12 protein-coding genes are annotated in these 12117 nt (G+C 40.8%); 3 read left to right on the top strand and 9 right to left on the bottom strand.

The window, feature by feature from the left end; translation table 11 throughout:
* Positions 1–9: 9 nt before the first annotated feature.
* Positions 10–264 carry a hypothetical protein gene (locus AC1XUO_RS24745; protein ID WP_483332520.1) on the bottom strand — a complete coding sequence of 85 codons (255 nt, stop codon included), beginning with the start codon at positions 262–264 and terminating at the stop codon, positions 10–12.
* A 181-nt stretch (positions 265–445) separates the two neighbouring features.
* Positions 446–1030 carry a phosphatase PAP2 family protein gene (locus AC1XUO_RS24740; protein ID WP_483332519.1) on the bottom strand — a complete coding sequence of 195 codons (585 nt, stop codon included), beginning with the start codon at positions 1028–1030 and terminating at the stop codon, positions 446–448.
* Between the two features lie 253 nt (positions 1031–1283).
* On the opposite strand from AC1XUO_RS24740, the gene AC1XUO_RS24735 reads away from it, so the two are divergent.
* Positions 1284–1742 (top strand): hypothetical protein, encoded by a 459-nt coding sequence (locus AC1XUO_RS24735; protein ID WP_483332518.1) that lies wholly within the window; start codon positions 1284–1286, stop codon positions 1740–1742.
* 85 nt (positions 1743–1827) lie between these two features.
* On the top strand, positions 1828–2955 hold the full coding sequence (locus tag AC1XUO_RS24730; protein ID WP_483332517.1) for an acyl-CoA dehydrogenase family protein: 1128 nt from the start codon (positions 1828–1830) through the stop codon (positions 2953–2955).
* Here AC1XUO_RS24730 and AC1XUO_RS24725 read toward each other — a convergent pair.
* The 5 genes from AC1XUO_RS24725 to AC1XUO_RS24705 all read right to left on the bottom strand — a co-directional run bounded on the left by AC1XUO_RS24725 (position 2948) and on the right by AC1XUO_RS24705 (position 8923).
* Positions 2948–4345 carry a glycoside hydrolase 5 family protein gene (locus tag AC1XUO_RS24725; protein ID WP_483332516.1) on the bottom strand — a complete coding sequence of 466 codons (1398 nt, stop codon included), beginning with the start codon at positions 4343–4345 and terminating at the stop codon, positions 2948–2950. The genes AC1XUO_RS24730 and AC1XUO_RS24725 overlap by 8 nt on opposite strands.
* A 56-nt stretch (positions 4346–4401) precedes the next feature.
* Positions 4402–5316: an AEC family transporter gene (locus tag AC1XUO_RS24720; RefSeq protein WP_483332515.1), complete on the bottom strand. Its 915-nt coding sequence runs from the start codon at positions 5314–5316 to the stop codon at positions 4402–4404.
* A complete protein-coding gene (locus AC1XUO_RS24715) occupies positions 5300–6820 on the bottom strand; it encodes an FAD/NAD(P)-binding protein (RefSeq protein WP_483332514.1) in 1521 nt (506 codons plus the stop codon). The genes AC1XUO_RS24720 and AC1XUO_RS24715 overlap by 17 nt, the downstream gene beginning before the upstream one ends.
* Before the next feature lie 108 nt (positions 6821–6928).
* A complete protein-coding gene (locus AC1XUO_RS24710; protein WP_483332513.1) occupies positions 6929–8047 on the bottom strand; it encodes an AI-2E family transporter in 1119 nt (372 codons plus the stop codon).
* Between the two features lie 78 nt (positions 8048–8125).
* Positions 8126–8923, bottom strand: coding sequence for a transglutaminase domain-containing protein (locus tag AC1XUO_RS24705; protein ID WP_483332512.1), 798 nt, complete (start codon positions 8921–8923; stop codon positions 8126–8128).
* Positions 8924–9143: 220 nt separating this feature from the next.
* On the opposite strand from AC1XUO_RS24705, the gene AC1XUO_RS24700 reads away from it, so the two are divergent.
* Positions 9144–9701, top strand: a complete 558-nt coding sequence (locus AC1XUO_RS24700) for a hypothetical protein (RefSeq protein WP_483332511.1) — start codon at positions 9144–9146, stop codon at positions 9699–9701.
* A gap of 163 nt (positions 9702–9864) precedes the next feature.
* Here the strand turns inward: AC1XUO_RS24700 and AC1XUO_RS24695 are convergent, their stop codons facing one another.
* Both AC1XUO_RS24695 and AC1XUO_RS24690 read right to left on the bottom strand, forming a co-directional pair.
* Complete coding sequence (locus AC1XUO_RS24695; RefSeq protein ID WP_483332510.1) at positions 9865–10263, bottom strand: response regulator; 399 nt, start codon at positions 10261–10263, stop codon at positions 9865–9867.
* Positions 10256–11800: a sensor histidine kinase gene (locus AC1XUO_RS24690; protein WP_483332509.1), complete on the bottom strand. Its 1545-nt coding sequence runs from the start codon at positions 11798–11800 to the stop codon at positions 10256–10258. Before AC1XUO_RS24690 ends, AC1XUO_RS24695 begins: the two co-directional genes overlap by 8 nt.
* Positions 11801–12117: the final 317 nt, after the last annotated feature.

The following is a 12117-nucleotide window of genomic DNA, read 5'->3' as shown; positions in this document are numbered from 1 at the left end:
TCAAAATTACTATTGATCTGACAAATCCTGATCAGTCGCCTTGTCAGATTCCAGAGTAGATTTTTTCTCTTTTACCTTCTCATCCGTTTTCTTTAACGCCTTCTTTTTTTCTTTTTCAAACAATTCAGAAAGCTTTTCGCCCAATTTTTCGGCTGACTTTTCAATCCGCTTTTTCGACTTGTCAGATAAAACATAAGAAGACGCGAGCGCTGACTCAATAGCTTTTGCAATGACAATTTCCAGTGATTCTTTTTTCAAATTCATATCCGGGATAAATAATATTAGACACTGCAAGTTGCTCTATTTTAAAATTCCCAGGATGACGGAATTGTAAACTTTACGTTGTCAAAAAAAGAAAATTTTACTCCGAAAAAATTCTAGATAAAAACAAGAATTTTTTGCTTCCTACACTAAAATTATGCTTGGCTGTCATCAGAAAGGTGCCCTAATCCTTGGGCCGAATAAATCCAAAACCTATTGCAGTACCTGCCCCCAACAGCGCTCCCGCAGCAACATCAGATGGATTATGAACGCCCAAATACATACGGGAATAGCCCACTGTGCCCGCCCAAATGAATGAAGGCGTAGCAATATACCATTTTGGATAGGCCATGGTCAAAGCTGTTGCCGTGCTGAAAGAGGCAGAGGTGTGCCCTGACGGGAATGAATATTGGGACGGTCTGGTGATGGGTGTCAGGCTTATATGTACCAAAAATGGCCTCGGTCGTTTGAATAGTGCCTTCAATGCAAAATTTAATATGGCGGTCGATGCTGTGCTGCTTGCGATATATAAAGCATTTTGCCGCATATCTTTGTTGTGATCAACTATTCCGCCAATGAGCAGTCCGGCTGGCACAGCGAGATTTACATAGTTATTTGCATCTGAAATACTTTTAAGAATTCTCGTCTGATTTTCCGACCGGGTTGTTTCTATCTTTTGCAGCACCCGCAAATCAAATTTATCAACGCCCGTCTGCGCTTGCACGGTGAAAAAGCTAAAAATGTAACAGGTTAATAATATATTTCTCATCGTCATTGAAAAATTAAGCAAAGATTCTAATACCAGCAAAGTATCCGCTACTTTACTGATACAGTCATTTTAAGATCTTTGTTCCCTGTTTTATTCGTGCAGATAGTTCGAGATTCTGTTTCAAACTGACAATAATCATAATTTCAACCTGGTTTGATCATACTTCCCGCTGCCAGGTAGCTTCATTTTTGTAATGCTTTAAAATCCGATACAAAGGACCAGCAAAAAAAATAGGATCACAAACTAACAACGTATGAAAAAATCAATTTTGCCTCTAACCATCCTGGTCGCCTTTTTAATGGCATCATGCAATTCAAGTCCCACGCAGAATTCGGCACTTGACACGAAAAGTTCTGACGAAGACAGTACTTTCAACATTTGCTACACCTCAATCCTGAAAAAGGATACGGTTATGATGAATGCGCTCATGTATGGCGACAGTATTAAAGGTAGCCTTGGCTACAAGCTTTATGAAAAAGACGAAAATAACGGCTCGTTTTTTGGAAAAATGTTCGGTGATACGCTGAAAGCGATGTGTACTTTTAAAACAGCAACTTCGGAAAGTGTACAGCAGCTGATGTTTCTTAGAAAAGATACATTGTTGATCCAAGCTTCTGGTGAACATATCGAACAAAACGGGAAAATTGTTTTCGCCAAACCGGATCAAGTTCGGTTCGACGGCCTGCTTTTGTCAAAAGTGCCTTGTAAATAAGCCCGATTCCTGAACGTCAGTGCTGGGTATGATTCTATTAAGTTGGGCTTGCAAAAGTCAATTCAGCTTTTGCAAGCCCAACTATATGATTTCACACCAATCCGATTTTGATGTAGTATTACGCCGAATCAAGCACTTTGCGGCGTTGAGTGATACCGATGGAAATTTCCCGGTCGAAGAATTTAAAGAAATGCGTCTTGCCGGACTCTTGTCACAACCCATTAAAGAGGGAAAAATATCTTTTAGGTCAGACACGCTCGTCGACAACTTTACGCTGCTAAAATTGGTTGGCAAGTCGAGCCTTCCTGTCGGCAGGATCTTTGAAGGTCACATGAATGCGCTTCAATTGATCGATATATACGGGACAGCGGTCCAAAAAAAACGCTGGTATGATGAAGTTACCTCTGAGCAAAAACTTTTTGGCGTATGGAACACGCAGGATCAGGATGGTCTTTTCGCTCACGAGCGCGCAGATGGTAATTTCATTTTGAAGGGTTCAAAAACATTTTGTTCAGGTGGTGATCAAATTCAGCGTCCGTTGGTTACAGCCGAGTTAAAATCTCCAGGCGTGAAAGGCTGGCAAATGTGTATTATTCCAACCGAAAAAGTTGCGGCGATCAGGCAGGATAAATCGTTCTGGCGGCCTTTGGGAATGCGCGCTTCTGCAAGTTTCAGAATGGATTTCACGGGGATAATTCTCAGTAAAAACGACTTCCTTGGAGCACCCAACGATTATTACAAACAGCCGCATTTTTCTTCCGGCGCCATCCGTTTTTGCTCAGTTCAGCTTGGCGGCGCGGAAGCAGTACTGGAAGAAACACATCAATTATTAAGATCGATAAACAGAACCGAAGACACTTTCCAAAAAGCCAGAATTGCCGAGATGTCTTTCTTGATTGAAACCGGGAATTTGTGGGTGAAAGAAGCGGCGGATAAAATTCAGTCAGGCAAATACGACAACGATCAGATTATTGCCTATGTCAACATGGCCAGAAGTATGATCGAAGAAATTTGTCTTCGCTGTATGGCATTATCCGAACGTTCTGTCGGGGCGCGCGGACTGCTTCGGCCTGGAAATCTGGAAAGGATTTACAGAGATCTTACAACCTATCTCCGCCAGCCTGCTCCTGACGCTTCGCTGGTTTCCGTGGGCGATTATGTATTTAAACAACCCGACATCAGAAAAATTTGGGAGTCAAAAGTAACTAAATAATGGCCGTAATTGCCAGTGCGATATTGTCGAAGAAATATTCAATTTCAACGTTCAATTCGGATTCAGTCTTTTCCAGAATTCGGTTTTCAATCAACCCTGATCTGGTATCCCAGATTGAAGTAGAATAATTTCCATTGGTCAGGTTAGGAATTGAGATTGAATGAACGTTCTGATTTTTTATTTTTCCAATACTTGCATTTTGTTTTTTCAACGGACGCCGCATCAGCCAGATGATCGCCTGAGAGGAATTTCCGCAGGCAAAAACGGTTATTCCCGGATCATCTGTTTTTACCAAATCATTCAGACTTTTCCTGTTGAAACTATTCCATTGTACCAACTGAATAAATTCCGACAGATTTTTTTGGGCGAGACGCATGCCGTGGGTTAGGGTATGCGGGTGACGATAAGGCCAGCGCATGCCTCCACCAGCTGCGCCAGAAGCAAAATGAGCCCATTGCATATTTAGAAAATAGACATCATCAAAAGCTTCCGGCAAATTTCTACGCGTCCGCCTGAAATACTCGATAGGTCCGTGTTCGCTGTCGAGGAAAGGTCTTGATTCAGGTGTTCTCAATAATGCTTCTTGGACCATATCTCCGGACGCGACAGCCGCATCAAAAGTATTTCTTGGGCTATCTATCTCTGGTTTCTTGTAAAAATGGGTGCTTGCAAAATCAAGGTTGGGATGTTTATAAACGATGTCATGCATATTATGATCGCGCAGGTCGGGAGCAAAAACAGAAACGGTCTGAAGATGGGTTTTATCATATAAACTCCTTTCAAGATCCCTGATGTAAGTACTCAAATCTGTTATAAAATCAGACAATCCCTCTACATTTTTCTGATTATGCCGTGGATGCAGTTCATTCCAAAGATCCCAACCGAAAATCACGCCACTCGCACCCCACCTGTTGATAACAAAAGCAAAACGATTTTTTATAACCTCCCGGGTTTCAAGTGAGCTGAGCCATTGCCATTTACTTTTGCAAGGACCACCGTTTCTGGCGTTGTAAGGATGAAAATTCCATCTTCTGACCATCCAGAAAGTATCGAAGGGAGTGAGCAAAACGCGCAATTTATATTTTTCGCAAAGTAAAAAAAGGTCGTCCCAGAACTGGACCATATTGCGCTGAAAATTCCCAACCGGGCGTTCAATATAACGATTTTCAGTCTGACAATATTCCAACATGATGCGCAGGCAGGTCACACCATGTGAGGAAATGTAGGCAAGATAATCGTCGACCGATTTTACATCTTTCCTCAGAAATAAACCCTGCAATTCCGGCCAGGTTAGTGCATCATTCTGTCCGATGGGCGTCCAGCTACGCCCGTCTTCCTCCTCAAAATAGGGAGCATGATCGCAAACCTTTATCCAATTTAGTTTTTCCATCACGATGCTGGTTATTTATCGGATACTCAAACTGCTTCGAAGCATTCTCCAAAAATTTAGCTCAACAATAACGCAGCAATCGATACCAGAACTAACGACAACATCGCTGAAAGGAAGACCAGTAGAGAAGACTGCTCTTCCTCAGTTTTAAGGAAGGAAGCAAAAACCGTGACATTGGCAGCGACAGGGAATAATGATACGAGGAAAAGCATCTTATAATCTGTATCGTCGAGAACCTGAAAAATAAAATGTTCAGCCAGCATTAGTACTCCGAGTATAAGAACGGCTGCCACTGTTCGAAAACCAAGAATTTTACCAAAATAACCAAATTCCAGATTCTTAAATTTAACATCAGAGAGCTGAAAACCAACAATCAGCATACCTGCACAGGATACGACCAGACTGATCACTTTCAGGATCGGCTCCATAAAATCCGGTGTTTCTGCCTCAAAAACTTTACTAATTACAGCAGCTATCAAAACATACAGAAATGGAATTTTCAGCACTTCAACCAACGCCTTTTTCGGAGAATGTTTCGTTTTTGCCACCTGATAATAACCAATGGTATCACCATACAGCGCCGAACCCAGATAAATGCAGATCAGCGCGCTCACCTTGTCTTCGCCGTAAAGGGCTGTGACCGTAGGAATACCAAAAAATGCGATATTAAAAAATGAAAAAGAGCTTCGCAGCAACAACGGATTTGAATCTTTTGCAAAATATTTGTGTGCAATATTTGCAGCAGGGATCATGGCCAAAGCCAGCAAAAACGTAAATATGGGGAGTATGTAAAGTTTCTCAGCCTCTGCATCAAGCACATTGAAAAATACCAAAAGTGGCAGAAGTACCTTTATGAGCGGTCCGCTGACGTATTCCGGTTTGACTTTGATCCACTTTTTGACAAAGTACCCAATCGGAATAAATGCCATAACCGGCAAAAGCTCTGAATATAATTTAAAGAGAATTTTCACCCGTTATGCGGTTTATAATATGCTGACTAAGATTTCCGATTGTTCTGACATTATACCACACGGCATTTACGTCCAACAACAGTCCATTGGCAAGATGACCAAGTGCGTAAAAATTCGGGCAGGACATCCCTTCATTAATGATCTGCATTGTTTGGGTATTGATCTTAATTCCGCCCGCTTTTTCAGGTTCAATCAGGTTACGTTTTGCCAGGTTTTGTATTAAATCAGACTTCATATCTTTCACGCCAGACGCAGGTCCGGTTGCATTGATCAGGTACTTCTCCTTGGTTGTCTTCTTCTTGCAAGTCAGCACAAATGTTTCGTCTGTTTCGTCAAAAACCACGTCTTTCAGTTTGGGTATCACCTGGAGCTGGCCTCCGTCAAATAGTTTTTCAATTCGTTTTGCATTGACAATTGGCATACAATGTCTGTTAACCGCCCAATAGCTGCCCAGCCATTTTTTAAAGGTCAGCTTGCCGGCTTCGTCAAGCAACTTCCACATTTGAGAACTTTCATAGCGTAGCGCATAAGGGATATTCATGAGCGCATCTCCTCCGTTTTCAGATATTTTGATATCGGCTTTCAAAAGTGTTGAAGCTCTGATACCTTCTCGTCCAGTCTTTTTCCAGTCGATCTTTTCCCCGGCATAACTTTCAGCCTCCTTCATAAATAAACGAAAAACTTCAAAAACCGAAGGACTTCTCAACTTTTCTCTCTGAATTTTGTGCAGGTTACTTACCGTTAAAAACGCACAGGTATAAGGTTCCGGTTTTTCAACTTGTACTCTGGGCATAAGACCGTCGAGCGAGTAAAATGTAATTTGCCCTTGGTGATCGTTATCAGCCAAAGTCATCAATGCGTCGATTGCGCTCAAACTCGAACCTAAAATACCTACATTTTCTTTCCGGGGAACATTGTCCAGAATTTTTGATGAAGGCCACGGAGAGTCGAAATAATTTTTTTTGTCGTTAAGTTCTTCATACTTATTGGCAACCGGAGTACCGGCAGCCAACACAACGAAGTCAGTGGATTTACTATTCCCTTCAGATAATTGAATTTTGAAACCGTCCCCTTCTTTTTCAATATCTATTGCACTTTCATTTATCAGATCCACAGCCATGCCTTGTTTTTTCGCCAATTCGAAGTAGTGATCAAACTGTTCTTTCAAGTAGTCTCCATAGAGTCTTCTTGTGGTAAAGGCCTGATCTTCTCCCTGATTGTCAACAACTTCGCCGCCGACCGTTGAATCATGTTTTTTGAGCCATTCGCTAAAATGTGCGGGTTCTGCAAAATGGATGCCCATTAAATCAGCCTGCGTATTAAGGATATGTCCAGGCTGTTTTGTGCCAAAGGCAAGGCCTTTACCTACTTCCTTATTTTCCTCGATAATTGTAATGGAAACTTTATGATGGGAATTGGCGATTCTAAGTTGAAGAAAGAGCTCAATGAAAAGTGAAATGCCGCAGGCACCGCCACCAATAATGGTAATATTTGTTGATTGCATAACAGGTTAAATAAATCAGGCCAGCCGAATTGTTTTTTACAATTTCTGACTGGCCTAAAATAATCGTGCTATTAAAAATATTACTTAGCAAATTTCAATTTCTAAAAACTAGCTCGCGACTTCTTTTGGTACATCCTCAGGCATTTTATCTCCCAACAGTTTGCCCCAGGGTTTGAGTCCATCAATCCGGTCAAAAATAATTTTCAGAACTGCAACCAAAGGGATGGATAAAAACATCCCGCTTACTCCCCACAAATTCCCACCGAGCAAAACTATGAGAATGGAAATCAGCGCATTAATGGAAACTTTTGAAGAAACCACCCGTGGGACAATGATGTTATTGTCTGCGAATTGGATCAATGTGTAGGCTGCCACAATAAGCAGCGGTGTAGTAAAATTGTCTCCCGTGATCAAAGACATCAGAACCGGCAAACCAATGGCGACGATGCCGCCAATATATGGTATCAGGTTAAGAATTGCGCCGATTACCCCTAACAATACCGCGTATTTTACACCTAAAAGCAAGAGTGCTCCTGAATTCAAAACAGCGATGATAGAGGTTTCTATGAGCAGTCCTACAATGTAACTTTGAACTGCGCTTTTCGTTTCCTGTAAAATTTCGGCCACCTGCTCCTCATTATCCTCTTCAAAAACTTCATATATGAAGTTCAGAATTAATGGTTTATAAAGCAGGAGCAAAAATATATACAGTGGAATTAACACGAAGAATGTCAGCATACCCACCAGTGTGTCAAGCGTTTTTCCAATGTAGGCTTTACCACCGTTCATGGCGTCTTTTGCCATACTCATTTGGCTCTCGGTGGATATTCCAAATTGGGCTGTCAGCCATTTTTGAAGATCGTGAAACAGGGACAAAGATTTCTGTTCCAACTGGGGCAACATTTCTCCGAACTGAGCAATCTGCGCCGAAAGAAAAAACAGCACGCTTGCAAGTACCAGCACGGCTAGCAGAATTGTCAACACAATAGAAACGATCTTATTAACTTTTCGTTTTACGAAGAAATTAAACACCGGATTCAGCAAAATTGCGAGCAAACCTGCAAATGCAAATGGGACGATGACATCCTGTAAAAGCCAGGCTATGTAAAATAAAAGGTAAAGCCCAATAATTATAATCGGTGCTTTGATATAAAACGGATAACGGAGTTCTCCTTGTGAATCGGTGCCGTCCTGGCCGGTGATTCTCCCCCTAAAAATGTTACTCATTAATTGCTTGTGTCATAATTCGTTGCGTTCTTACATACTTTCAAATCTCAATTTAAACCAAGTTTCCTATCCGGAAATCTATTCTGCTTCAAGCAGATTTACTTCTACATGAAGCGATTGCAAGGTTGCGTTCCCAAATTGTGTAATCATCGCCACGTCGGCAGCGTCCCGGCCATGCGCGATTTCAATGCGATATCCTTCTGTAACTTCCTGAACAGCATCAAATGTGTACCACTCACCACCGATGAAAACTTCAAACCATGCATGAAGGTCCATTTCCTGCAATTTGTCGAGATAACCAACCGTCATCCTTGCAGGGATACTGAGCGCCCGGCAAAGTGAAATTGCAAGATGGGTGAAATCACGGCACACGCCTATACGATTTCTTGCAGTATCCATCGCCGTAGTGGTCGAGTCGGAAACGCCGTACTGGTATTTAACATTATTGTGAATCCACTTCCTGATTTCCTCGACCTGATCATAACCTGGAACAAAGTTACCTGCAATCTGAAAAGCCAGGTCTGAAAGTTCCTTCAAATCGGACTGACAATATCGGCTCGGAAGAATATAGTACATAATTTCGTCGGGAAGATCTCCTACAAGAATGTATCCCGGAACCGGAGTTGGTATTTGCTTAGTGGCATCCACCTGAGCCTGAACTTCGGTTGAAATCGTAACCTGGCCGGTCGGTAAAACGAATCGCTGACAAGAATTCCCATATAAATCTGTATATTCAGAAAAAGGAACGGACGGTTCAATATTAAAACCTTCTTCAATAATAGACTGTCCATTTTGCCGACGCGGGCGCAGCATGCAAATCACATTTGTTGGCGCGTAAACATTGTAGACAATTACGCTTCTGCCTTTCATTTTCATAGGTACTTTTGATTTTAGTCTGGTTGTATTTTCCCATAATACAACTATGCCAGTTGATAAGCCCGACTATAAACCACGACTTCAGCGACTTCGAAGCGTACTTTGTCCACAAATATGTTCGAATAGTTAGTGAACGGTCATATAGAATAAGTTAAGATCCGTAATATTAATTATTTTTACGGTAGAAAATACCTCTGCAATAAACGATACACCTTACGCCATGGAAAAGAACCTGTTCAGGCAAACCTATGCCTCGGAATCAGTCTCAGATCAATTGATTTTAAAATTAAATGGATTCGACTTTCCTGATTCATTTATAGGAATTTTACGAAGCACGGAGCAGTGTTCTACGGCTTTCAAACGATTATATAAAGAAGAGCACCTGGAAGAAATCCAATTGCTCAACTTTATTCAGCTTGTGCTGCGAAATACCAGCAGGCAACTCGGAGTTTGTCCGGATGTAATCAAATACTCTTTTGATGATATCTGGCTGTCTAAAAATAAGGCTGTTCTTCTTGCGATTTTGGTTGAAGGATTGTTAGCCGAACTTTCAAGGAAATATAGTCTCGGTAAGGAACCTTGGTTAGAAATTCAGTGCCGTTTTCTTTTCGGTAAACTGGAATTCGGTTGTGGCATTATCGGGGAGATTGCCAGGGAGGAAAAACCCATGTCAACTTGCAGTCAGAGGCTGGTCGAAACTGTTGTCAAAATGCTACCGGCAGTTATTATCTACCGCACTCCGCAGGAACTAGGTTTTGACTTGACCTTTAAAAGTTAAGAGATTTTAGAACTTTCCGAAAGAGTAATTATTGTTAAGCAAAACTGTATATGCTTTAAACATACTGCACGCAGACTTTGCAGAGAATTTTACGTATAACCTGATACCGAAACCAAGCCGTATATCAATTGCCCGTTAGTGCCGAACTGAGCCATTCTAACATTCAGATTTCCTCGGCAATTTGTTGTAGCCTCTCGACTGTTATCGGCTTCACAATAAAATCTCTGACGGTTTGAAATGTTTTAGCCTTATTGTATTCGTCTTCGTCCACTGAAGAACTGACTATATATACCGGAATTGCTTTTGAAAGCTGATTGATCAGTGGCTCATATTTATCTAGAAACTGCCACCCATCCAAAACCGGCATATTCAAATCGAGCAAAATAACGTCAGGAAGCAGCGCCAGATCAGTCAGATTTTCCTTAAAATATTCGAGTGCTACCTGTCCATTTTTAAAAAAAAGTGTATCTGTAGAAATTTCGGAGCGCTTGATAATGTGTTTAATCGCGATACTATAAATCATATCGTCGTCGATCACACAAACTGTATTCAATTTATTCATTGAAAATAATTTTAAAAGTAGAACCCTCACCTAACGTGCTCTCCAACTCAATTCTTCCTCCTTGTGATTCAATTTGCGTTTTCACAAGAAAAAGTCCCACCCCATGCGCATCCTTATGATCATGAAATGTTTTATACAGACCAAAAATTTTCTGCCCATGCAGATTCAGGTCGATACCCAATCCGTTATCCTTGCATTCCAGAACTGTATATCCCTCGTTATTTTTATATGACGCGAGCTCGATAAAAGGGCTTACATCAGGCCTTCGATATTTTACCGCATTTGATATTAAATTCAGTAAAATACTTTCCAGATAAATTCGTGGGAAACGTACTCTCCTAACCTTAAAATTAAAAATAATTTCTGCATGATTGACATTAATATCCGATTCCAGAATGCCAATTGTCTTTTCAGCAACCACATGAAAATCAAGCAGTTCAGACACCATTATACTTTCCTTTATTTTTAAGGCCTGCGAAAGATCTTCAAGCGTAGCATCCAGGCCTTGCGATACATTTTTGATCATGGTAAATAGCTCCGCATTTTCTGCATCCAACTTTTCACTATTTATTAGTGAAGAAATTAACTGCAAATTGCTCGCGTGATTTCTGATATTGTGAGAAAGAATATGCGTAAAATTCTTCAACTGACCATTGTTCTTACTGGTTATTTCAAGCGATTTGTTCAGTGCAATTTCTGTCGTTTTGTATTTATCGATATCCATCAAAATCCCACGCACTTTCACTACTTTTCCAGTCTCGACATAAAGTGGTTCGCCCGAAATTCGCACCCAGATTTTTTTGTCTGTACAAGTATTCAACACCAATTCTATATCCCATTTTACACCGTCGACGCGGCCGCCTTCAAAAACCGCGGCTAAAAGTGGTTTGTCTACATCATCAAAATAATCAATTAATTTGATGTTTTCGGCCGAAGTGTCTGCGGGCAATTCAATAATATTCAAAGCAGTTTTTGACCAGGTGAATTTATTTGTGATCAAATCCTGTTCCCAACCACCAACGCGGCTTATCCTTTCAGCTTCCGACAATAAAAACTCGCTGCCGGCTAGTCGTTCTTCTACAACTCTGCGCTTTTTTATCTCCTCTTCCAACTCCCGAACAGTCCTTAGTGACTTAATCAATGGCAAATTCTTATAAAGCTTGTATACAGTTATTATAGAAATAATTGCGGTTGTAAATCGTATCAACGCGCTAAACCCATAAGCCGGCCACCAGAAAATGATGGCGTCCATAAAATGCGTAAAACCGCAAAGAGTAATAAAGGCAATGAATAATAATATGATCTTGTAGAAAGGAGTATCTTTTGTTTTAACAACCAAGCGTAGCAACAAAAATGGAATTGCGAAGTATGCTGCACAAATACCGAGATCGGAAAGGATGTATAACCATCCGTAAAAATCCGGCGATTGATCGAAATACCACCTTGGAGGCCAGCTACTTACATCAAAAATATTGACACAAAATCCCGTGATCTGCTCTTGTAAAGAAGATTTATCGTTAATTACATTATGAACCATACCGCACACTGCAATACAGTAATGAGGCTTGGTTAGTACAAGCTCAGGAGATTCCAAAATAATGATCAAGTATGGGTTAAAATGCTTTTATCTAGTATTTCCAAAAAAGATGTGTGCATGATTGAAAACAAATAATTTGCCGTCTATCCAATGCATTCAATTTTCAATGTCAACTAAATTGTAGCACTAATATAGAAAAATTTCTATCGAATTTTTATACAAAATGAGTTTTGTGGAAAGAACCTGGATTCATTTTAGAAAACACGAACCGCATCAGCGTGCATAATCGATGACTCGAATTCCCAGACTGATACTTG

It is taken from the genome of Dyadobacter sp. HNCC25DJ186, from assembly GCF_056895235.1.
Note: the sequence above shows the minus strand (reverse complement) of the source record. Positions and strands in the feature narration are given on the sequence as shown.